Source organism: Paenibacillus sp. JT31N11 (assembly GCF_056269285.1).
In genome coordinates, this window is record NZ_JBWDNQ010000003.1 from 284,063 (window position 1) to 306,393 (window position 22,331).

Below are 22,331 nucleotides of genomic sequence, written 5' to 3' on the forward strand. Positions count from 1 at the left end.
TGAATTAGACTCTATACCTTGACCGGGCTGCTCAACCGGTTTGTTCATTCGTGTTGCGCTTGCGGTAATCGACAGGCGAGATGCCCTCGACTCTCCGGAACGCCCTCCTGAAGGTGGCCGCATTGGCGTAACCGACGCGCTCTCCAACGTTCTGGATGGAACCGGATTGTTCCAGCAGCCATCGTTTGGCGTGCCGTATTCTGACATCGGCCAGGAAATCGAGAAAATTTTCCCCGAATTCCTCTTTGAACAGCTGGCTCAAATATTTGGCGTTAATGGAGAACCGGTCACTCAAAAAATCAAGCGACAGCTCCGGATTGGTATAATGCTCTTCGATGTATTTCCTTATCTGTCTCATCAAATGGTGGTATTGACGCCCTCCGCGAAGCGCCGCCAGTCGTTCCGCGAAATCCTCCAGAATCCGGTACAGGGTCTGCTGAAGCTCATCAAGCGTATCAAAGTCCCCGATTATTTGCCGTGCGGGCAGCAGGGAGGAGTTTGTCCAAATCTCATAATGATCGTTGGAAACGGAAGAGATTTGAAGATCCATATGGGCAATAAAATAGCGGCCGAGCTCAATGATCTCGTTCTTGGACAAGCGGCATGTCCGGATTCCGTCGAACCAGTGCCGGAAGCTGTCGCGCCAACCCTCCTCATTGCAACGGAAGGTCTGAACCAGGCTGTGAATCGCTTTAAGATGCTTATTGTTTTCCTTTATTGTGGCATTTTGCGCTTCCTGGTGGAGGATGATCCGGTTACTGCCCAAAACGGCTTTGAATTTCAAGGCTTCCAAAGCCTCCTTGTACGCTTCTGCGGTATCCTCCAGCGACTCGGCCTGTTCACCCATTCCAAGCGTAACAGTAAATTTAAGATTTTTATGGACCCATGCGATAATGCTCTGACAAATATCCCCCATTCCGGTATTCGGTTCATGGAGGAAGACAATGCCGGTCAGCTGCAACGAGGAGGTCCATTCCAGCCATATGCTGGAGGCATGTGGGCTGAACATTTCATGCGTCACGCTGCTGAGCACAAATTTGAACAGGGACTGATCGCGGGCTTGAAACCGGAAGAAGGATTGCTCGGGGTTGTCAATCTCGATAATCAGCACATTCAGCGGCTCGTGGGACGGCAGCGGCAGATTGTCCCGATGCGCATTCCCTGCATACTGACCCGTGATCAGCTCTGTAAAGAAGGTTTTCTTCCTATGCAGCGCCGCTTGTTCGAATTCCTTCCTGAAAGCCTTCGATTGCTCGGAGAAATTGTCAATCGCCGATTCAATGAAAGCAAATTCGTTAGCGGCCACCCTTCCAAGTGAATGCTTCTCCTGAAAGAGGTCGTCGTTGATGCGCAAGACAAGCTCTTCGAGCGGCTTATAGTTCTGCCTGGAGACATAGATGATGCACAGGATACCGGCAATAAAAACAATAAAGCTCAGCACCAGCCAAACGCTTGAGAAGCTGGAAACCGTATTGAGCAGCTTGCCGTTGGTTACCCCGCTTTCCGCCTTCCAGCCGGTATATTCCGAGGATATATCGGCGAGAACCTTCCTGGTTCCCGCGGAATCTTCCTGTATAAAGAGAGGTCCGCCGTTCAGACCGTACAGGTTTACGAATGCCGTTTGCGAATCGTACATATCCATAATCATTTCCTGGAGGGAAGAGAGGCTGACGTTGATGACGAACAGTCCTTGCGAGCCGAGACTCAGGGGAACCGGATGAACGAGACTTACGACTTCTTTACTTTTCTGAAAACCAAACTCGCGATAGGTCCTGACATCGGTCCATGGGGATGCTGTCCCGCTGCTCTGCATATCCCGTATAAAAGCAGCGTCTTCAAATTCATCCAGGTCTCTGATCACATTCCCGTTATAGACCAGCCCATCGCTGTATCTTACCAGGTAAAAGGAATCGATGAGTGGCACTTCCTGTTTTAATGCCGTCAGTTTTTTGACCACCTCGTAGTTCAGAAAAACATTGCTGTCATCCTTCTCGTCAAAAAAATCGGCAATCAGCTTGTTGTTCATTATTTCTCTGATCATCATATAATCGACCGACTTCAGGGACACGTCGACGGATTGCAGCAGCTGCCGGATGAATACCTTGCTTGATTCTCTTGTATTTTTGTTGTTTTGTTCAACCAGCGTTTGAAAAAACAGGAAGAAAACAAAGGAGAAAATAATGAAAAATATCGGCAGGTAGGACCAAATCATTTTGTGCAGCCACGTTTTATTCATCGGAACCACCCTTCACAGGAGTAGAAAACCAAAATGAATTGTAAGCGCATTCAAATCCAGGGGCCGTGGGTGGGTAAATCAGGATTTACAGTAAGATCATAGTGGTTATCATCCAAAAAGAATATACACAAAACTATCTTGTTTTTGTACAAAGCTAAGCTGTTCCGCGGACCTGCGCCTCTTTTCTTCAATCATGCGGCTGGAAGGAAGAAAATAAATCATGTCGAATTTTAGTATAGAAACAGGATATTGTGTTCTATTATGGCAGCAATTTTTGAAAGTGCTTACATTTGATTTGAATCTCATCAGCTAAGGAGAATGTTTGATGTCAAGAGGCAATTATTTTCGCAAAAGCCTGATTTATGCTTTAATCATGACCAGCGTGCCCATGGCTATTATTGGAATCTGCAGTTATCTTATTGGAGTCAATCAAGTGGAAAAGGAGGTTTACCAGAAAAACCACTACCAGCTTGACCAGGTGTTCAAGCGGTTTGACGAATTGTTCTCTCAATTTGAGCTGACGGTGGACAAGGGTGCGGCCAATTCGATATTCGATGAAAAGCTCAGAAATACAAATTTTATCGATGAATTTCGGGTCATGCAGGATATTTACAGTTTGCTGGCGGTCACCCAAAGCTCTGACGATATGATTTTGCGGATTGATCTGTATCTGGAAAACCAGCAGCTGCTGGTTTCCAATGACAGGGGGGCGATCAAGCTCAAAGATGAGCCGAACAAGGCTGTATACGACATGATATTGAAATCAGAGGATCTGATGTACTGGAGCGATACGGAAACCTATTCTCCAAACGGCGGCGAATTGTTTCCCCTGGTCTTGGTCCATAAGCTTCCCTTTGTCAGTACAAGGCCTTATGGAGCGCTGCTGGTTTATTTGGACAAGAGCCTGCTCGATAAAGAAATAACGCAGATGAATCCGTATGAGAACGGAATTTCTTTCATCATCAAGCCCAATGGTGATTGGATAACATCCGGTAAAGAAACAGAAACAGACCCGGACAAGCAAGATCTGAAGGATTACATAAGAGGCAAAGTGATCAAGGAAGACAGGAACGCCGATTCCTTCACCGTGAAGTGGGAGGGGGCGGAATATTCGGTTGCCAATGCGACTCTTTCCCGTACAGGCTGGCGTTATGTGATTGCTACCCCGCTGTCCCAGTTAATGGAACCGATCACCTTGACATCAAAGTTTATGCTTGGTGCGAGTTTGCTGGGCGTTGTGATTGCGGCCTTGCTGTCCTGGTTTGCTTCGCAGCGCATGTACAGGCCCATCAAGCGGCTGGTTCAAATGTTCGGCGGGAGTATCGGCAGCAAGCTGCAGGAGGAGGACAGGTCGGATGAAATCAAGTATATAGAGAACAAATGGCTCCATATTACCCGGGAAAGCCGGTTATTCCAATCTCTGCTGGAAGAGAACCGGTACAGTATGAAGAAAGGATTTTTGCTGCAGCTGATTCAGGGCCAGCTTTATTTCTTTTCTGAAAATGAGCTGCGGAGGCGGATGGAGGAGCATGGCTGGAATACGGAAAACAAGAGATTTGCTCTCCTGCTCATCCAATTATCCCCGTTTTCCGAATTAAGCAAAAGATTCGTGGAAGGGGACGAGCAGCTCGTCACCTTCGCTGCAGCCAATATTATGGAGGAACTCTCCGGCGATAAGGAGAATATGGAGGCTGTCAATCTCCATAACTTAACCGTTGCGCAGCTCATCTGGTTTGGGGAGGATAAGCCCAAGGAACAAATCAAGAGTGAATTGTTCAGATTTTCGAATGAAGTGATCACCATAATCACCAAGCTACTGGGTGTCCATGTGGCCGTAGGGGTAAGCAGGACGATTCATGAGCTCAAGGATCTGCCGACAGCGCTCGAGGAGGTCAAGCAATGCCTGCATTTTCGAAATATCGGGGAGCATGGGCAAATCCTCAGCACAGATGATTTCATTCCCTATGTGAAGGATAATCCGGATTATCCGTTTCAGATCGAAAAGGAATTCATTCACGCGCTTCAAATGAGAGCCGCGGAAGAAACCCTTCAGAAATGGAACGAGTTTATTCTGGTATTAAGGCAAAATGCGGGAAAGGCGTTTCAAATTCAACAATATATGGCTCAGCTGCTGGGCAGTGTGTTACGGGCAATGATGCAGCTTGGGGTAGTGCATTCCAGCGCTAGCCAAGGCATAAATCTCTACGAGCAGCTGTTCAGGCTCAAGGAAATCGATGAAATCAACAAGTGGTTCGTAAATAAAGTCATCCATCCCTTTCTCATCGCATTTTCCGAGAAGCAGGGCATTGAAATGAAGCAGACGATCCGCAAGGCCAAGGATATTATCAATCAGGAATATATGAAGGATATTTCCTTGGAGTATCTATCCGATCGCATCGGAATTCTGCCCAAACGGCTGAGCGCCATCTTTGTGCAGGTGACCAACCAGAATTTCATTGACTATGTCACCGGGATCCGTTTGGATAAAACGAAGCAGCTTTTAAGAAATACGGATTTGAAGGTTACCGAGATTGCTGCCAGAGTGGGCTACCAGCCTTCCTATCTAAATAAAATATTTAAAAAATCAGAAGGGATTACGCCAGGGGAATATCGGGAATCTGTTTTGAGGCTGTAATGCTTGGGCATTCAGCCCTTTTTTTATGCCTGTATGGACTTGAAAACGGGCAAATGGGAAAAAGTACAATCCCGGTTAATGGAATTGGGAAAAAGTCGGATTGTGAGAAATGGGGCCATCGGGTACATTCAGAGCATGAATTCACTTGAGCAGAGGAAAGGTGGGTGGGGAATGCCAAACGCGTTAACGGAATTGAACAAGAGAGCCGGACAGGCACCAAACAAAAGCAAATTTCAGCCGGTGATGAAGGACCTCCTGAGAGACAAATATTTATACATTTTGGCTCTGCCGGGAATTCTCTACTTTCTTATTTTCAAGTATGTGCCCATGGGCGGGATTTTGATTGCGTTCCAGGATTACTCCCCTTATCAAGGCTTCTTGCACAGCAAATGGGTAGGGTTTGAGAATTTTGAACGTTTCTTCCTGGGCAGCGAATTCTGGAATCTGTTTCGGAATACGATGATGATCAGCCTGCTCAATCTCGTTTTCTTCTTCCCGGTCCCGATTATTGTGTCTCTTCTATTAAATGAGGTCCGAAGCAGAAAATTTAAATCGACGATTCAAAGTGTTGTCTATCTACCCCACTTTTTCTCATGGGTAATTATCGCGGGGATGACCTTCTTACTGTTTTCCCGTACCGGCGGAATCGTCAATAACGTAGTCGCCATGATGGGCTTTGAGAAAATCGACTTCCTGACGAATCCCAATTATTTTTGGATTATGCTTACGCTTCAATCCATATGGAAGGAAGCCGGATGGGGAACCGTTATCTTTCTGGCGGCCATTGCCGGCACGGATCCGGCTCTTTACGAAGCGGCCAAAATGGACGGCGCCAACCGGCTGCGCCAAATGTGGCATGTAACCCTGCCGGCAATCAAGAATGTTGTCATTACCTTATTGATTCTGCGGCTGGGGCAGGTGATGGATGTCGGCTTCGAGCAGGTTTATCTAATGACCAGCAGCGCGGTTTCCAGTGTATCGGATGTATTTGAAACCTATGTGTTCCGCATGGGGGTCAAGAACGGCCAATTCAGCTTTACAACAGCCGTTGGGCTGTTCAAATCGGTTGTGGCGCTCATTCTGGTCATCACAACCAACTGGCTGGCCAAGAAATTCGGCGAAGACGGCTTATATTGAGGAGGCGGGATTGTGACAAGAACGTTCCGGGGATTCTCATTTGATCTCGTGGTCACGCTAATACTTGTTTTTGCGGGCGTCATTACCATTATCCCCTTTCTATATATCATTGTGGTCTCCTTTGCAACGCCATCGGAGTACATTCAAAAAGCGGGCGTGTTCGTCTTTCCGTCCGAATGGACACTGGTCAATTACAAGTATCTGCTGTCCACAGGCACATTCATCAAGGCAGCGGGGAACAGCGCCTTTCTCGCCATTGTCGGAACGCTGCTGAGCCTTGCGGTTACCTCAAGCTTCGCTTATTCCTTATCCCGAAGGCGGCTCCGGGGGAGAAAGGTGCTGCTGCTGCTCGTCTTGATCTCGATTTTGTTTAATCCCGGCATTATTCCGCCGTACCTGGTTGTAAAAAGCCTCGGGCTGATCAACAGCATCTGGTCCTTGATCATTCCCGCCTTAACCAGCGGCTGGTATATCTTTCTGATGAAGAGCTTCTATGACAGTATTCCTGCCAGCCTGGAGGAAGCGGCAAGCATTGATGGCTGCAACGATATGGGGATCTGGGTGAAAATCATTCTCCCGCTGTCGCTGCCTTCTCTGGCGGCGTTTGGGCTGTTTTATGCGGTAAGCTATTGGAATGTGTTTTTTCACGCGATTTTGTACATTAATGACTTCGACAAATGGCCGCTGCAGGTGCTGCTGCAAAATATGCTGATCGATTCCTCGACCAGCGGCGGCGATCTTGCCGGACAAATCGCATCCGAACAGGAAATGCCCAAGGAAACCTTAAAGATGGCGGCCGTCGTCGTTGCCACAGTACCCATTATCCTGATATATCCATTCCTGCAGAAGCATTTCGCCAAAGGCGTGATGGTCGGCTCTGTCAAGGAATGATATATAAACAACGATTGAAAAGGAGGGCGCAGCGTTGATATTCAAAAGAAAATCGGCCATGAGGACGATACCGTTCATGCTTGCATCTGTACTATTGTTAATTACAGCGGCTTGCGGTTCAAATCCGGGATCAACAGGCAAAAGCACAGGCGACCAGAAAGAGGAGCCCACAGAAATCAGCATTATGACCACCTTCTTCTCGCAGGAGCCTCCGGACGAAGACAATGTAATTGTGAAGGAGATCGAGAAGCGCACCAACACGAAGCTTAAAATCACCTGGGTATCGCCGAATAACTACGCTGACAAGCTGAACGTAACCTTGGCCTCAGGCGATCTGCCGGATATGATTCTTGCGGATTATCCGCAACGGTATCCGCTCGTTAAAAGCATGTCGCAGCAGGGGGCTTTCTGGGATTTGACGGATATGTACAAGAGTTATCCCAATCTCGCCAAATTTCCTGAGCTTACCTGGAAGAATCTCGCATTCGGCGATGGCCGAAACTACGGCATTCCGCGTGTAAGACCCGTATATGGCCAGACCGGGTTGAATATCCGCAAGGATTGGCTGGATAAGCTGGGACTCAAGGAGCCGGCTACGACCGATGAGCTGTACGAAGTCATGAAAGCATTTGCAACCAAGGATCCTGACGGCAATGGGAAAGACGATACTTACGGTTTTCTGGGTTATACGGACCCGACCGGCGTAGGGAAATTCAATGTCATCGAGACGGCCTTTACGAAAACCGTCGGAGATTGGAAGCTGGAGGACGGGGTACTGACCCCTACGATTTTCCTGCCGTCGCAAAAAGAGGCACTAATGTATCTGAATAAGCTCTATGCAGAAAAGCTGATCCCGGAGGACTTTAGCATCTTGAAGCAAACACAGACACTCGATATGATGAAGGCAGGCAAAGGAGGTGTGGATGCCGTGCCCATGGATCAGGCCTGGGAATCGACGGCTGAGCTCAGGAAGCAAACCCCAGAAGCTTATGTGATGCCGCTTGTATCCCTGAACGGCACAACGGTTACCGACCCCGGCTCTTTCGGCATGTTCATGATTCCCAAGAAGGTGTCTGAGGCGAAGGTGAAGAAAATCATGGAGTTCATGGACTTCGGCGCTTCGGATGAAGGCTCCGATTTGGCGAATTACGGCTTCAAGGATGTCCATTTTACCGAGCAGGACGGCTTCAAAGTCCCAACGGAGCAAGCCAAGACAGACAACGTCTCCCAGCAGGCGATGGGACAGATTTTCCTGAAATTCGACAAATACCAGAAAGCCTTCAAGGCCGGCATTCCCAAAGAGGATTACGACCGCCACGCCAAAATCATCGATGAACGGACGAAGTATGCGGTTCTCGATCCTTCCATCGGCGTTGATTCTGATGCCTGGATCAAATATTGGCCTGAGTACCAGAAGAAAATCATTGATATGAAGGTCAAAATGATCGTCGGCAAGGAAACCCCGGAGAGCTACGACAAGTTTGTCGAGCAGTTAAAGGCGGACGCCAATTTTAATCAGATCATTCAGGAAATGAACGAATCCTACAAGAAGAAAAACGGCTAGACAATTTGGATTGACCCATTCTTATTACATTGGAGTGAAACGGCATGAAATTATCCTTCACCACTTTAGGGTGCCCCGACTGGCCCCTGGACAAAATTATTGCTAAGGCTGTCGAATACGGCTTTGATGCGATTGACTTTAGAGGGTTAACGGGCGAAATGGATATCTATAAGCTTCCGGAATTTTCGGAGAAGGTCCACCAGACCTTGAGCCAAATCACCGATGCCGGGCTTCGCGTATCCTGCTTCTCCAGCTCCGTGCATTTATTTCCGGATGAGAACTTTGAGAAGAATATGCAGGAGATTACCGAATTCTCGAAGCTTTGCAGCCTTTTCGGCACACGGTATATTCGTGTCTTCGGCGGCAAGATCAGCGGTGCCGACCGGGATACCGCAGTTCAGAAGGTCGTAGGGCATGTAAGCGCTATGGCGGCTGTCGCCAGGGAGCATGGTGTCAAAATTCTGATAGAAACGCATGATGACTGGATCTCCTGCACGGATATGAGGAAGGTCATGGAGCAGGTGGATCAGAAGGCTGTGGGCGTGCTGTGGGATGTGCACCATCCGTACCGGATGGTAGGGGAACAGCCTGAGGATAGCTGGAGCGCCTTGGGCAAATGGATCGACTATACGCATGTCAAAGACTCGCGTACGGCAGAAGGCAGCCCGGACGGCTTCCAGTATTGTTTAACCGGAGAAGGGGATATTCCGCTGAAAGAGATCTATAAATTGTTGGTTCGGGAAGGCTACCAGGGCTATTTCACCTTGGAGTGGGAGAAAAAATGGCATCCGGAATTGGAAAATCCGGAAATCGCTTTTCCGCAATATGTTCAATATATGCGTAAATTAGCATCGGAGGTGACCGTATGAGCAGAGTCCGAGTAGCCATAATCGGCCAGGGACGCAGCGGCCGGGATATACATGCCCATTCTTTAAGCCAATTAAAGGATAAATTCGAAATTGTTGCGGTATCCGATACGTTGGAGGAACGGCTGGAGAGAGCCAGGCGTGAGCTGAATGTCGACGTGTACAGCGATTATCGCGATCTGTTTAAGAGAACCGATCTTGATTTGATCATCAATGCTTCCCCCAGCAACTACCATTTCTCCATCTCCAAGGAGATTTTGGAGCACGGGTTCAATGTGCTCTGCGAGAAGCCGCTGGCCCGGACGGCAGCCGAGGTGGACATTTTGATCGAGACTGCCGGGCGAACGGGGAAATTGCTTACAGTATATCAGCAGTCGCGGTATGCGCCGGCTTTTAATAGAATCGAGGAAATTATCGCTTCCGGGAGCATCGGCAGAGTGGTTCAGGTCAGCATCGCCTATAATAATTTCGCCAGAAGATGGGATTGGCAGACCTTGCGGGCCAATAACGGCGGCAATCTGCTGAATACCGGGCCGCATCCGGTGGATCAGGCTCTCCAGTTCTTTGGCGGCGAGTCCATGCCGAATATTACTTCCATCATGGACCGCGCAAACACGGCTGGAGATGCCGAAGACTTCGTGAAGCTGATTTTGCATGGCCAGGGTCATCCCGTCATTGATGTGGAGATTTCCTCCTGCTGCGCCTATCCGAGCTTTACCTATAACGTGCAGGGAACCAGAGGCGGCATCAAAGGAAGCACCAGCCATCTGGATTGGAAGTATTTCAAGCAGGAGGAGGCCGGAGAGCTGACTCTGGTGGAGACGCCATTGGTCAATGACAAAAACGAGCCAGCCTACTGCCGCGAGCAGCTGAACTGGTATGAAGAAAGCTGGGATATTCCCGAGGAGCAGAAAAAAGATCTGTTCCATACCATGGCTCAAAGCTTCTACTGCATGCTCTATGATACGATCGTTCACGGAAAAGCGCTGGAGGTGACGCCGCAGCAGGTGCGCCGGCAAATTGCCGTTATGGAAGAGTGCCATCGTCAAAACCCGTAAACGAATACATCTGCCGAAAAACCTCATAAAGTTAACAAAAGAAAGACTATTGAATCGATCAATAGTCTTTCTCTTTGGAATCTGAAGGCAGCCGGAGACGCCCCCTGCTGCTTAATTATTAGTTTGGCAGCCATTCCTTGCAGGTATCTGCCCGTGCTTGCAGCTCATTAAACATCAGGCCGGCATGATAGCCGTCACATACCGCGTGGTGAAGCTGCACCGATAAGGGCAGAAGTATTTTTTCATCTTGCTTAAAATATTTTCCCATTGTAAAGATCGGCAGAAAATAGGTCCCTTCGGTATAGACGTTCAGGTTAAAGCCCGTGAAGCTGACCCATGGAATGCTGGAAACAGGGAAGGTGTTTGGCGGCTCGTTCGTTTTAGCGGCAAACTGCTTAACACATCCGTATTTTTCCATATCATCCAGATATCGGAGGTTGAACTCTTTATAATCTTCGCAGTAGGGGGTCCAGACGGATGAAAAAGTCTTATCATCATCATGGAAAATGGTAAAGCTGGGAGACATGCTGTCCCAGTAACCTAACCTGTTCCGGTAATCAAGACATGTGCGAAATTCACGGTGACGGTTTACCACTGTAGTTATCATATGAATCAATGCCGGGTACAGCTTAATCCCCTTTTTCTTGATGGCTTCCAACAGCCGGGTAATATCAATGTTGGCCGTCATGCTGTAGGTACATCTTACATTGTTTACATAATGATCAAAATAGGGTTTTCTACTCCAAGTATCAAGGTCGATCGGATTGAAAATCATTTTTATAACCTCCTAAAATTTCTATATTTTTTTCTTTTAGGAGGTTTACTTGACTGCCTTAACCATATCCTTATCACATTCCCGGTATATTTTTTTACTGCTGCTTTTAGACGCTGTTACTGTTTCACTATATGAAAGAGTATATCATCATGATAGCTCCAGTATATAACAAAAGTTTCAGCTCACAGCTGCCGTTACACCCGAAGTACTTTTACCATCAACCGTTTTATTGCACCGATAAACCGGGGTTTTATCCATGGAGGCGAAACAAAGACCGTATATATTCCCAGCCGATTTCCACCCCATAAATCAGTAATAATGCCGTCGCCAATAACGGCTGTCTCTTTTTTGCGGGTCCCGAGTATATCCAAAGCAGCCATAAATGCTTTTCTCTTCGGTTTACCCGCCTCGAACAAAGCCGGAATCTCATTAACCAGATCGCTGTCCTGCACAGGAGGCTTACTGTTCGAGACGATAATTATTTTGATCCCATATTGAGACTTAAAGTCTTTCAGCCACTTTTTATCGAATCCGATGCAAATACAGAATTCTTCGGAACTAATGTAAATATCGATTTTTCCTTCAAAGATTATCGGCCTGGTGATGGTAAATGGCGGGGTTTCAATTTTCATATCAGCGGGTGTAAGCGGTTGGTATTGGGTTTTCATAAAAACGGATATTGTTCCTCCCGGCTCCCAAACCGCAAGGGATACCTTTTGTATATCATCCACTTTTTCTTTTCGAAGCTCAGAAAATAAATAATCAAATGAGATTCTTGCAATAGACAGGCTGTGAAACTGGATTTGACCATTGGCAATAAGCGTGATCGGCGGCGGATCGAGATACCGCTTTAATAATGGCCACTTCAAGCTCAGCCAGGTCGCTGCAACATATAGAACGATCAGAACGATCGTTGTGATAACGGACCCTTTTAATCCCAGGTTCTCATCCGAAAGCGGATGGGCAATAATATTCCCGAGCACAAGAGCGATAATGAAATCGAGGAATCTTAATTGAGAAATGGAACGCTGCCCCATTACTTTGAAAAATTCCATTTCATTCACATCTTTTCTTACCCTGCTTTCAATCTTCAATGTATGCATTAGGGTATATGATTTAGCGCTTTTTAGCTTGCGTACGAATGTAATTTTTATACATTTTATTTCAAAAAGACCAGACCCGATCAATGTTGATCATAAGAATATGAAGGTAGTGTTCCGCACCTTTCAAGCAGCGTAGTGAGTGGACCGAAAGCTTCTACTTATTCCTTCCTGATATTGCTAGGATAGGTTCAGGGAGGGTCTGCTTATGCATAAGGAAACCGAGCGGCTGGGGATTGACAGAGCGAGCAGTGCGGACTGCGGAACGATTGTCTATTCGCCAGGAGGACAATACGGGCCGCGTTACCAGAATGATATTCAGCTTGTGCTCCTGCATACAGGTCATATGAATGTCACGATTGATACAGCAGAGCATTCGGTATCACCCGGTCATGTGATTCTGCTGAAGCCGGGCCATCGTGAGTTTTTTGAGTTCGCCAGGACCCAGGAGACCTGGCACCGCTGGATCGCCGTTCATATACCGGATCTGTCGGAGCGGGAAGAGGAGGAGCTGAATCAGCTTCCGTTTTGCAGGCCGATTTCCGCAGAGCTGAATAAACTGACGGATCTCATGCTGGATTTAAAAGAAGGCGTTACAGCGGAAAGCGGGCAGATGAGGCATATCGGTATCGCCGCCCTGCACCTGTTCGCGCACGAGCATACGCGGGAACGCCGGCTGCATAATGTTCATCCATCCGTCGTATTGGCGAAAAGCATGATTCATGAGCGATATGCCGAGGAGTGGACGTTGAACGGACTGGCCGCGCATGTCAATGTGACGCCGGAGCATCTGATCAGGCTGTTCCGCATCCACGAGAATACAACACCGATTAAATATCTTTGGCATTACCGGGTCCGGCAGGCGATTGAAATGCTGGCTCATACAGGGTTTACGATCGGGGAAATTTCGTTGCGCTGCGGCTTCAAGACGGCCATCCACTTCTCCAGATGCCTGAAGCAGAGGACGGGGATGTCCCCATCCGAAATCAGAAAGGAAGCCTGGCAGGACCAATGAGCGAACAGCCTGCCGGTCACCGGAGTTTAACCAGCCTGACAGGCAAAAAAGGAGATATCAATTGCAGTTCATAAACTGTCAATTGGTGGTATTGTTGCCCTTTTCAGAAGGTGTTACCATCTTGTCTAAGACATCGCGGCAGCGCTTACAATCGTGATATCTCAATTGACAAGGGGGTAATAAAAATGAAAAGAGCAATGAGCTTCCTATTTGTCTTATCTCTTCTAATCTCCTTGATTGGATGCAGCGGAAGCAGTGGTTCCGGTAGTGCCGGCAGTGGAAATACGGGGGATTCCCAAGGAAGGAAGACGATAACCTTATGGACCTTCGCGGACACCCATAAACAATATTATGACGAAATGAAAGCGAAATACGAGAAGGAGCATCCCGATATCACGATCAAAATCGAGCTGCTCGAAGCAGCCGCTCTCTATGACAAATACACCGTCATCGCACAGTCCGGCGGCAAGGGGTCCCCGGATTTGATCGACGTCGAGCAGGGCTCGTTTCCCCGCTATATCAAGGGCGATATTCCATTCGAGCCGCTTAACAGCTATCTCGATTCTGCCGGGCTCTCAGATGCGATTCCAAAAGGACGACTCGATCTCTACACGGTGGACAGCAAGGTTTACGGCATCGAGATCGCGGCCTGCGTGTCGGCGCTCTATTATCGCAAAGACCTCTATGACGCAGCAGGCATCGATGTTGCCAAGCTCCAGACATGGGACGCATTCATGGAAGCCTCCAAGCCTCTGACTGGAGACAACAAATATATTCTAAGCGGCACCGAGAAAGACGAAGGCCTGTTCGAGCAGCTGCTGCGGCAGGAGGGCGGCGATGTCGTGACCAAGGATGCGAAGATCGGAATCAATACGCCGGAAGGTATCGAAGTTCTGAAGCGGATCAAGGATTGGAAGGATCAGGGCCTTCTCAGCAAAACGAGTCCGGAAGGGCCGCAGCTCTGGCAGGGCTACACCAATGGGCAGTTCATCGCGGCCTCCGGTCCCGACTGGTGGGCGGGACAGCTTGTCCAGAATTCGCCGGATCTGGCCGGGAAATGGGCAGCGGTTCCGATGCCGCTGGGCGGACCGGATTCAGTTCCAACGACGGTATCCGGAGGCACCGGACTCGCCCTGACGAAGTTCAGCCCAAACAAGAACGAAGCCTGGGACTTCCTGCGCTACACGCATCTGGATACCGATAATATCGTCCACAGCTTCCAGATCATCAATTTGTTTCCGGCACTGACCAGCGCAGCCCAATCGCCGGAGCTGCACAAGGAAAGCGCCATTACGAAGTATTTCGGCGGGCAGGATATGGCAGCCTTGTATGCGGATCTCAGCGAGCAGGCTCCAAGCCAGAACCAGGCGTGGTGGCGGTCGCTGATCGGCAAGGCATGGGATAAATTCGAGCCCGATTATCAGAAAGGGAAGATGACGCCAGAGGAGTTTCTGTCCAAGGTCGAGGAGGAGCTGCAAAGCCTGATGGATGCGGAAGAGGCCAGAGAAAAGTAGAAGTGGCAAGCCGTATGCTTTGTTCATCTTTGGTCTGTTTAATCTAGTAATCGTTAGGAGGATGACCGATGGTTTCGAATGCCATAAGCCGTTGGAGGCTGGCTCCGCTGCTCTTTATAAGCCCTTTTTTTATTGCTTATGCCATTTTCGGCCTGTATCCGATTTTGTACGGGTTATGGCTGAGCTTTCAGAAAGGAACAGACGGTTATGAATTCGCCGGCTTCTCCAACTACATGTTCGTACTGAAAGACGGCTTCTTCTGGAAGTCGATGTGGAATGGCACGAAGCTTGCGCTGGGCAGCTTGTTCATTATTCTGCCGGTTGCCCTCGGAGTAGCCTTGATGCTGGGCAGGCCTTATATTGCCAAGCGGAAAGGGTTCTTCGCAACCTTCTTCTTTACACCGAATATCACGTCAGCGGTGGCTGTCGGAATCATCTTTAAATTGCTGCTGGAGCGCGACAGCGGAGTGCTTAACAAGCTGCTCGGCGTATTCGGCGCTGATCCGGTCGGCTGGCTGAAGGATCCGGCCTGGACGATACCGGCGCTCATCATTTTGTGTACATGGAAGTTTCTTGGCGTCAATATTTTGTTCTTCCTTGCCGGACTGCAGAACGTGCCATACGAGTTAATCGAAGCGGCCAAGATCGACGGGGCAAGGCCGTCTCAGCGCCTGTGGCATGTGACGCTGCCGCTGCTTCGGCCCATCATGACCTTTATTGTTTTCCAGTGCCTGCTTGGTTCTTACGGGATGTTCAGCGAAGCTTTCATCTTAGCGGGAAGCGGCTTCGGACCGGAGAATTCGCTTGTTTTCCCGACCACATACCTGTACGACCAGGCTTTCCGCCGTCTGGATTTCACCTACTCGGCTGCGCTTGGCTATGTGTTTACACTGCTGATGATTGTGATCGGCTTCCTGCAGCTGAAAATGTTCAATGTCAATAAGCAGGGGGACTAAGGAGATGATGATGCGAAAATCGACTATCGAAGCCGCCCACCGGTTCCCGGCCGTTAAAGCTTCCGCGAATCCCTGGAGCGGTCTCGGCCGTATTCTGACCTATGCTGCGCTGATTGTGTTGAGCCTGCTGTTTCTCACGCCCTTCCTGTTCATGATCGGGACGTCATTTAAACCCTATGCGGACATTGTGGGGGATCCGCTCAACCCCATTCCCTTTCACCTGACCTTTAGCAATTTCAGTCATTTATTCGAGAAGCTGCCGTTTTTCACCCAGCTCGCCAACAGCCTGATTATCGCGGTTTCCCTGACGCTGCTGGCCATTGTATTCAACTCGCTTGTCGCTTACGGCTTTGCCCGCTTTGATTTCAAATACAAGCACGGACTGTTTATCGCGATGCTGACAACCATGATGATTCCGGGCCAAATCTCGCTCGTCCCTTCTTTTATCATGTTCCGGGCGTTCCGCTGGCTGGATACCTTCTGGCCTCTCATTCTTCCGGGAGCCGTAGGCGCATTCGGGATTTTCCTGATCCGTCAGGTGATGGTAACCATCCCGAAGGAAATCTTCGACAGCGCCAGGATTGACGGCTGCTCGGAGCTTGGCACCTTCATCCGTATCGCCTTTCCGCTCAGCGCCAGTGCCATCGGGATCGTTGCTCTTCTTACCTTCATGAATGCCTGGAATGATTATTTAGGCCCTTTGATTTATTTGACCTCAGGCTCGAAGATGACGCTGGCCGTCGGGCTTACGACGATGAATAACCCCTATGAGATTGATTATGCGTCTCCGATTACAGGTGCGCTGCTCATGTCGCTCCCCGTGCTCGTGCTGCTGAGCATTGTCGGCCACAAGTACTTTGTCGATGGTCTGACGGCAGGCTCCATAAAAGGATGAATGCTGCCCGCTCAAAGGTGAATAGTCATGATAAATGCCGTAAAGAAATAAGCCGTTATTCCACTTCTACAGGTGGTCTGACGGTTTTTTTCATGTGAAAGCCCAAGAGTATATGGGAGTTTCAGGAAAGGTTGTACGTTGATATGAAAAGTTCGAATAAATAGTTCATTGCTAAAGTATGTTTATAAGACCTCCGGTAAGGACGTACATAAGGCAGATTCCGGGAGGCGGCTATCAGCACTCAAGAACAGGGAGGAACAAAGCATGCCAATCAGTCAAAGGAAATTGTATCTCGTTGTAACCGTTTTTTTGTGCGTATTTTTGTTGTTTGGTTGTTCCGGCAAGCCGGGCGACGGTGATGAAGCCAAGAAAACCATAACGATTACCTACAGGGATGACGGAACGGGCGAGAAAGGCACGCTTTATAAATGGATTACAGATGTGGCAGCCCGTTATCCCGATAAGAATGTGGAAATCAAGCCGGCGCCTATACAAGCGTCCGAGGGCGATTATTTTGCCAAGGTCGCATTGGCGCTGAAATCCAAGGATACCGCACCGGATATTGTAACGGAAGACACCTTTATTCTGAATTCGGATGCAAGCGCAGGGTATCTTGAACCGTTGGATGACAAGCTGAAGGATTGGGAGGATTGGACCAACGGCTCTTTTATCGAGGCCATGAAAAAAGGGGTCACGGCAAGTGACGGAAAAGTATATGGGGTACCTTACAATACGGATTCCAGAGGACTGTGGTACAACAAGGAGATTTTCAAGCAAGCGGGTCTTCCGGAGGATTGGCAGCCGAAGTCATGGGACGATGTCCTGAACGCGGCGAGAACGATCAAGCAGCAAGCGGGAGAGGATATTGTCCCGATTTGGATGAACCTCGGCAAAGCCACGGGAGAAGCGACTTCCATGCAGACCTATGAGATGCTGCTCTACGGGACAGGGGAGAGACTGTATGACGATGCGAGCGGAAAATGGATCGCCAGGAGCCAGGGAATTCTGGATGCATTGAAGTTTATTGAGACCGTGAACAAGGAGAAGCTCGGACCGCCGCTCTCCAAGGTGTTGAACGGTCAAGCGGGCAATACATCCTCACGCGAATATTTGCCGCAAGGCAAGCTTGCCATCTCACTTGACGGTTCCTGGATCACGGGCAATTATTTTGATACCGGAGCTTCCCCTTGGCCGGAATATAAGGATGTGCTCGGCTTCGCGCCGATGCCGACCAGCAAAGGCCAGGAGCCGGGATCGATAACGCTGGCAGGCGGCTGGGCGCTGTCGATTCCAAGCAATTCACAGAACAAGGATGAAGCATGGAACTTTATCAAATTTGCGCTTAACAAAGAGAACACGCAGAAGCTTGTTATCGCATCAGGCAATATTACGGTCCGGGCCGATGTTGCGAAGGATCCCGAATATACCAAGATGCCGTTTAATGAGCTTGCGACGGAATATTTGCAAAACGCTGAATTCAGACCGGCGCAGGACAAATATCCCGAAGTGTCCACACAAATTCAAACCATGGTTGAATCCGTAACGACGGGTACATCTCCTGAAGATGCGCTCAATAAATACACGCAGGATGTAACCCGAATTGTCGGCGAGGATCATGTGATGGAGAAATAAACAAGGAATAACGGCAAAAAAGCTTGCTCAAGCAGCTCCTGGTCGGGCTGACGCGCGGAGCGCTTGGGCATGCGTTTTTTCTGATATTCGGCGTGCGGGAGGAGAACGGCGCATGAGCAGCCTGACGGTTGATGTTCCCTACAAGAAAAGAAAAACCTATACCTGGTTGTATTTCCTGCTTCCTTCGATCGCGATAATGCTGGTGTTTTTTATCTATCCCATTGTCCTGACCTTTTTTTATTCCTTTACCAATCTGGCCTTAACCGGAGAATCAGCCAAGGAACTGAAATTCATCGGGCTGGACAACTATATTCATATGTTTGAAGACCCGACGGTCAAGATCAGCATATGGAATACGTTGATCTTCCTGTTCGGTTCGGCCGTCATCGGTCAGCAGGTGCTCGGTTTTCTCATTGCGATGCTGATGAAGCATAAAAAAAAGAGTTTTCGGCGTGTCATTGGAACGATTGTGCTGGCAGGCTGGGTAACCCCGGAAATCGTGTGCGCTTTATGTCTGTACAGCTTCTTCGGGGATGATGGCACACTCAACGCTATTCTCGGCTTCCTGGGAATTACAGAAGTCGCCTGGCTGTATACCGTCCCCATGCTCACGATCATCCTTGCGAATATATGGCATGGCACCGCCTTCTCCATGCTGGTGTTTCAAGCCGCGCTGGACGATGTGCCAAGTGAAATCGAGGAAGCGGCTGTTGTGGACGGGGCATCCAAATGGCAGATTTTAACCCGGATTACGATTCCGTACATTAAAGATACCATTACCACGAATGCGATGCTTGTTACCCTTCAGACGCTGGGGGTTTTTGGGCTGATTTATGCGATGACGGGCGGAGGACCGGGAAATTCCACCACGACCCTGCCGATCTTCATGTATAATCAGGCCTTTGTCAATTATCAGCTGGGATATGGAACGGCAATATCCATGCTGCTGTTGGTCATTGGCGTTGTGCTCAGCTTGTTCTATATTCGCTCGATGAAGGAGTAAATGACAAGGGGACTTCCTACTATGAATGCAAAACAACGTAAGCGCATCTACGTGATTATGCCGTATGCAATTCTTACCTTGATTGGAATTTGCTTCATCCTGCCTCTTCTGTGGGTTCTGGTAGCGTCGGTCGATTCCAATGCGATGCAATCGCTCAAGCTGCCCAATCGTATTACCGGGGCCAATTATGCCGATGTCATTACCAGCCCTGAAAATCAGCGCGCCTACATCATCGGGCTGATCATGTCAGGCGGTCAAGCCGTTCTCGTCGTGCTGCTGGCCCTGCTTGCCGCTTACCCGTTGTCGCGGTATCAAATGAAATATAAGAAGCCCTTCATGCTGACCATTTTATTTATGACTTCTTTGCCGATTACAGCCGTGATGGTCCCGGTCTATCAATTGTTCCTGAGCATCAAGCTGTACGATAATATTTTTGGGGTCATCTTGTTTTATGTGGCATCCTCCATGCCTTATGGAATCTGGATGCTCAAAAACTTCATGGATTCGGTGCCAAGCGATCTGGAAGAAGCGGCATGGGTCGACGGGGCGTCCATCTTCGCCGGCATCCGGAAAGTAGTCGCACCCTTGATGGTTCCGGGCATCTGCACCGTAGCGATATTTACATTCTCGGGGAGCTGGGGCAATTTTTTTGTCCCTTATATTCTCCTGCAGACACCTGAGAATTTCCCGGCGTCCTTGAAGCTGTATCAATTTTTCGGGCAATATGGAATGGTCGATTACGGAAGATTGGCGGCATTCTCTATGCTCTACGCTACTCCATCCGTTATCTTGTATATCCTCTCGCAGCGGTTTATGTCCAAAGGATTCGGACTTCAGGGCGGGACAAAGGGGTAAGTGAACCCTATAAGGTAATGATAACGGGCGAATTTACTGCAGGAAGTCCAGGACGTGAAGCATTTGCCCATATCCCTTATTGTGCTTGCAGAAGCCGCGATCTGAGTTCCTCTTCTATAGAAGAGCTGCTCTGATCGCGGCTTCTTTTTGTCTACATTAAAAGAAGGAGCATTCCTTATGCTGCCATGTACAACAATAATTTGGCACCCGAGAGAATATCTGCTCTCTATGCGGAGCATATTACCGTTATCACGACCTGGAAAGAAGAGACATGGGGTTTAGTTACAGATGCCTAAGGAGGTTCATTTCATGCTTGACGTATATATGATTTTGCTGCTGGCCTGCATGTTTCTCATATTCACAGGCTTTATGAACTGGTGCGACCGGGTAGTCGAAGATACGGGAGGAGATCCATCATGATCGTCGTGTGGATTTTAACGGCTTTTATTTTTCTCTATCTGGTCTATGCTCTGATTCATCCGGAGAAATTTTAAAAGGAGGAAGTTCGATGGGAATTGTTCAAATAGTTATCGTTCTGCTGGTGCTTGTCTTGCTGGTCAAGCCGGTTGGAACCTATCTTTATCATGTATTCTCTAACGAGCCGAACAAGACGGACCGCATATTCGGACCATCCGAGCGTTTCATCTACGCTCTAATCGGACTGAATCGGCGTCCGGGCATGAGCTGGAAGCGGTATGCGGCAAGCATGCTGTTGACCAATATCGTGCTGGTGGCCGTGAGTTACATCCTGCTGCGGCTCCAGCAGAGCCTTCCCCTCAATCCGAATGCTATTGGCAATATGGAACAGACGCTTACGTTCAACACGGTCATCAGCTTCATCACCAATACGAATCTGCAGCATTATTCGGGTGAGACGGGGCTGTCCTATTTCTCGCAGATGGCTGTCATCACGATGATGATGTTCACGTCAGCGGCGACCGGTTTCTCGGTGGCGGTTGCTTTTGTCCGCGGGATAACACAGAAGGGCCGTACGATGGGCAACTTCTTCGAGGATTTCGTTAAAGCCCATACCCGGATTTTTCTGCCGGCTGCTGTTATTATCACGCTGTTGCTCGTCGCCCTTCAGGTGCCGCAGACGCTGCATTCGACCTTGAGCGTAACCTCGCTTGAAGGGGCTGCCCAGAGCATCGCGATTGGGCCTGTGGCATCGCTTGTGTCCATTAAGCATCTGGGTACGAACGGCGGCGGCTTCTTCGGGGTCAACTCCGCTCACCCATTCGAGAATCCCAATGGATTGACCAATGTGATCGAAATCCTGAGCATGTGGCTGCTGCCCGCCGCTCTTCCATACACATACGGGCTTTTCGCCCGCAACAAGAAGCAGGGCTGGGTCATCTTCTGCGCCATGATGTTCTTGTTCCTTGTGTTCCTGATTACCGTCTATAGTGCCGAGCTCTGCGGCAATCCGGCATTGAACAGGCTGGACATCGATGCCTCGCAGGGCAGTATGGAAGGCAAGGAGGTCCGGTTCGGCATCGCGCAGTCGACGCTGTTCACAGCCGTCACAACAGCGGCAACGACAGGAAGCGTCAATAATATGCATGACACGCTAACCCCGCTCGGCGGCATGGTGCCGATGGCGGAAATGATGTTGAACTGCATATTCGGCGGCAAAGGCGTCGGTCTTGTCAACATGCTGATGTATGCGCTGCTCGGGGTTTTCCTCTCAGGCCTCATGGTCGGGCGGACCCCGGAATTTCTGGGGCGCAAGATCGAGCCGCGTGAAATGAAGCTGATTGCCATTGCGATTTTGATGCATCCCTTCATCATTCTGGCCACGACTGCGATCGCCTTTGTAACCGACCTTGGAAAAGGAGCCATCACCAATCCCGGATTTCACGGGATTTCGCAGGTGCTGTATGAGTATACCTCTTCTGCTGCCAACAACGGCTCCGGGTTTGAGGGCCTGGCGGACAATACCCCGTTCTGGAATATTACGACCGGTCTTGTGATGATTCTGGGCCGCTATATCTCCATGATTGCCATGCTTGCGGTTGCCGGCTCGCTATGCCGCAAGCATTGGATTCCCGAGACGGTCGGTACGTTCCGCACGGATAACAAGCTGTTTACGGGTATTTTGATCGGAACGGTTTTGATCATAGGAGCGCTGACGTTCCTGCCTGCGATCGTGCTTGGGCCGATTGCAGAGCAGCTGACGCTCGCTAACGGAAGGTGAAT

18 protein-coding genes are annotated in these 22,331 nt (G+C 49.2%); 15 read left to right on the forward strand and 3 right to left on the reverse strand.

Annotation, left to right across the window (positions count from 1 at the left end):
• Positions 1 to 31 precede the first annotated feature (31 nt).
• Entirely contained in the window at positions 32 to 2,236 is a 2,205-nt protein-coding gene (locus tag AC0YNV_RS13870) for an AraC family transcriptional regulator (RefSeq protein WP_475768611.1), read from the reverse strand.
• A 325-nt stretch (positions 2,237 to 2,561) separates the two neighbouring features.
• On the opposite strand from AC0YNV_RS13870, the gene AC0YNV_RS13875 reads away from it, so the two are divergent.
• The 6 genes from AC0YNV_RS13875 to AC0YNV_RS13900 all read left to right on the forward strand — a co-directional run bounded on the left by AC0YNV_RS13875 (position 2,562) and on the right by AC0YNV_RS13900 (position 10,387).
• Positions 2,562 to 4,871, forward strand: a complete 2,310-nt coding sequence (locus tag AC0YNV_RS13875) for an AraC family transcriptional regulator (protein WP_475768612.1) — start codon at positions 2,562 to 2,564, stop codon at positions 4,869 to 4,871.
• A gap of 171 nt (positions 4,872 to 5,042) precedes the next feature.
• The gene (locus AC0YNV_RS13880; protein ID WP_475768613.1) at positions 5,043 to 6,008 is read left to right on the forward strand and encodes an ABC transporter permease; all 966 of its coding nucleotides are present in this window, start codon (positions 5,043 to 5,045) and stop codon (positions 6,006 to 6,008) included.
• A gap of 12 nt (positions 6,009 to 6,020) precedes the next feature.
• Positions 6,021 to 6,899 carry a carbohydrate ABC transporter permease gene (locus AC0YNV_RS13885; RefSeq protein ID WP_475768614.1) on the forward strand — a complete coding sequence of 293 codons (879 nt, stop codon included), beginning with the start codon at positions 6,021 to 6,023 and terminating at the stop codon, positions 6,897 to 6,899.
• Between the two features lie 34 nt (positions 6,900 to 6,933).
• The gene (locus tag AC0YNV_RS13890; protein WP_475768615.1) at positions 6,934 to 8,463 is read left to right on the forward strand and encodes an extracellular solute-binding protein; all 1,530 of its coding nucleotides are present in this window, start codon (positions 6,934 to 6,936) and stop codon (positions 8,461 to 8,463) included.
• 44 nt (positions 8,464 to 8,507) lie between these two features.
• Entirely contained in the window at positions 8,508 to 9,332 is an 825-nt protein-coding gene (locus tag AC0YNV_RS13895; RefSeq protein ID WP_475768616.1) for a sugar phosphate isomerase/epimerase family protein, read from the forward strand.
• Positions 9,329 to 10,387: a Gfo/Idh/MocA family protein gene (locus AC0YNV_RS13900; protein ID WP_475768617.1), complete on the forward strand. Its 1,059-nt coding sequence runs from the start codon at positions 9,329 to 9,331 to the stop codon at positions 10,385 to 10,387. Before AC0YNV_RS13895 ends, AC0YNV_RS13900 begins: the two co-directional genes overlap by 4 nt.
• A gap of 118 nt (positions 10,388 to 10,505) precedes the next feature.
• On the opposite strand, the gene catA is transcribed toward AC0YNV_RS13900, so the two are convergent.
• Positions 10,506 to 11,162, reverse strand: coding sequence for a type A chloramphenicol O-acetyltransferase (gene catA / locus AC0YNV_RS13905; RefSeq protein ID WP_475768618.1), 657 nt, complete (start codon positions 11,160 to 11,162; stop codon positions 10,506 to 10,508).
• 194 nt (positions 11,163 to 11,356) lie between these two features.
• On the reverse strand, positions 11,357 to 12,217 hold the full coding sequence (locus AC0YNV_RS13910) for a YetF domain-containing protein (RefSeq protein WP_475768927.1): 861 nt from the start codon (positions 12,215 to 12,217) through the stop codon (positions 11,357 to 11,359).
• A 253-nt stretch (positions 12,218 to 12,470) separates the two neighbouring features.
• Here AC0YNV_RS13910 and AC0YNV_RS13915 point away from each other — a divergent pair, with 253 nt between their 5' ends.
• The 9 genes from AC0YNV_RS13915 to kdpA all read left to right on the forward strand — a co-directional run bounded on the left by AC0YNV_RS13915 (position 12,471) and on the right by kdpA (position 22,329).
• Positions 12,471 to 13,277 (forward strand): helix-turn-helix domain-containing protein, encoded by an 807-nt coding sequence (locus AC0YNV_RS13915; protein ID WP_475768619.1) that lies wholly within the window; start codon positions 12,471 to 12,473, stop codon positions 13,275 to 13,277.
• 185 nt (positions 13,278 to 13,462) lie between these two features.
• On the forward strand, positions 13,463 to 14,791 hold the full coding sequence (locus AC0YNV_RS13920; RefSeq protein ID WP_475768620.1) for an ABC transporter substrate-binding protein: 1,329 nt from the start codon (positions 13,463 to 13,465) through the stop codon (positions 14,789 to 14,791).
• A 68-nt stretch (positions 14,792 to 14,859) separates the two neighbouring features.
• A complete protein-coding gene (locus AC0YNV_RS13925; protein ID WP_475768621.1) occupies positions 14,860 to 15,747 on the forward strand; it encodes a carbohydrate ABC transporter permease in 888 nt (295 codons plus the stop codon).
• 4 nt (positions 15,748 to 15,751) lie between these two features.
• On the forward strand, positions 15,752 to 16,642 hold the full coding sequence (locus AC0YNV_RS13930; RefSeq protein ID WP_475768622.1) for a carbohydrate ABC transporter permease: 891 nt from the start codon (positions 15,752 to 15,754) through the stop codon (positions 16,640 to 16,642).
• Positions 16,643 to 16,906: 264 nt separating this feature from the next.
• Positions 16,907 to 18,274, forward strand: a complete 1,368-nt coding sequence (locus AC0YNV_RS13935; RefSeq protein WP_475768623.1) for an ABC transporter substrate-binding protein — start codon at positions 16,907 to 16,909, stop codon at positions 18,272 to 18,274.
• Positions 18,275 to 18,386: 112 nt separating this feature from the next.
• Complete coding sequence (locus tag AC0YNV_RS13940; RefSeq protein ID WP_475768624.1) at positions 18,387 to 19,277, forward strand: carbohydrate ABC transporter permease; 891 nt, start codon at positions 18,387 to 18,389, stop codon at positions 19,275 to 19,277.
• A 21-nt stretch (positions 19,278 to 19,298) separates the two neighbouring features.
• Positions 19,299 to 20,132 carry a carbohydrate ABC transporter permease gene (locus AC0YNV_RS13945; RefSeq protein WP_475768625.1) on the forward strand — a complete coding sequence of 278 codons (834 nt, stop codon included), beginning with the start codon at positions 19,299 to 19,301 and terminating at the stop codon, positions 20,130 to 20,132.
• Positions 20,133 to 20,548: 416 nt separating this feature from the next.
• Positions 20,549 to 20,626 (forward strand): K(+)-transporting ATPase subunit F, encoded by a 78-nt coding sequence (gene kdpF / locus AC0YNV_RS13950; protein WP_475768928.1) that lies wholly within the window; start codon positions 20,549 to 20,551, stop codon positions 20,624 to 20,626.
• Positions 20,627 to 20,640: 14 nt separating this feature from the next.
• Complete coding sequence (gene kdpA, locus AC0YNV_RS13955) at positions 20,641 to 22,329, forward strand: potassium-transporting ATPase subunit KdpA (RefSeq protein ID WP_475768626.1); 1,689 nt, start codon at positions 20,641 to 20,643, stop codon at positions 22,327 to 22,329.
• The last annotated feature ends 2 nt before the right edge of the window (positions 22,330 to 22,331 follow it).

Coding starts and splice junctions, on each gene's coding strand:
- AC0YNV_RS13870 (WP_475768611.1), bottom strand. CDS start 2,236: ATGAATAAAACGTGGCTGCACAAAATGATTTGGTCCTACCTGCCGATA.
- AC0YNV_RS13875 (WP_475768612.1), top strand. CDS start 2,562: ATGTCAAGAGGCAATTATTTTCGCAAAAGCCTGATTTATGCTTTAATC.
- AC0YNV_RS13880 (WP_475768613.1), top strand. CDS start 5,043: ATGCCAAACGCGTTAACGGAATTGAACAAGAGAGCCGGACAGGCACCA.
- AC0YNV_RS13895 (WP_475768616.1), top strand. CDS start 8,508: ATGAAATTATCCTTCACCACTTTAGGGTGCCCCGACTGGCCCCTGGAC.
- AC0YNV_RS13900 (WP_475768617.1), top strand. CDS start 9,329: ATGAGCAGAGTCCGAGTAGCCATAATCGGCCAGGGACGCAGCGGCCGG.
- catA (WP_475768618.1), bottom strand. CDS start 11,162: ATGATTTTCAATCCGATCGACCTTGATACTTGGAGTAGAAAACCCTAT.
- AC0YNV_RS13910 (WP_475768927.1), bottom strand. CDS start 12,217: ATGGAATTTTTCAAAGTAATGGGGCAGCGTTCCATTTCTCAATTAAGA.
- AC0YNV_RS13915 (WP_475768619.1), top strand. CDS start 12,471: ATGCATAAGGAAACCGAGCGGCTGGGGATTGACAGAGCGAGCAGTGCG.
- AC0YNV_RS13920 (WP_475768620.1), top strand. CDS start 13,463: ATGAAAAGAGCAATGAGCTTCCTATTTGTCTTATCTCTTCTAATCTCC.
- AC0YNV_RS13925 (WP_475768621.1), top strand. CDS start 14,860: ATGGTTTCGAATGCCATAAGCCGTTGGAGGCTGGCTCCGCTGCTCTTT.
- AC0YNV_RS13930 (WP_475768622.1), top strand. CDS start 15,752: ATGATGATGCGAAAATCGACTATCGAAGCCGCCCACCGGTTCCCGGCC.
- AC0YNV_RS13935 (WP_475768623.1), top strand. CDS start 16,907: ATGCCAATCAGTCAAAGGAAATTGTATCTCGTTGTAACCGTTTTTTTG.
- AC0YNV_RS13940 (WP_475768624.1), top strand. CDS start 18,387: ATGAGCAGCCTGACGGTTGATGTTCCCTACAAGAAAAGAAAAACCTAT.
- AC0YNV_RS13945 (WP_475768625.1), top strand. CDS start 19,299: ATGAATGCAAAACAACGTAAGCGCATCTACGTGATTATGCCGTATGCA.
- kdpF (WP_475768928.1), top strand. CDS start 20,549: ATGATCGTCGTGTGGATTTTAACGGCTTTTATTTTTCTCTATCTGGTC.
- kdpA (WP_475768626.1), top strand. CDS start 20,641: ATGGGAATTGTTCAAATAGTTATCGTTCTGCTGGTGCTTGTCTTGCTG.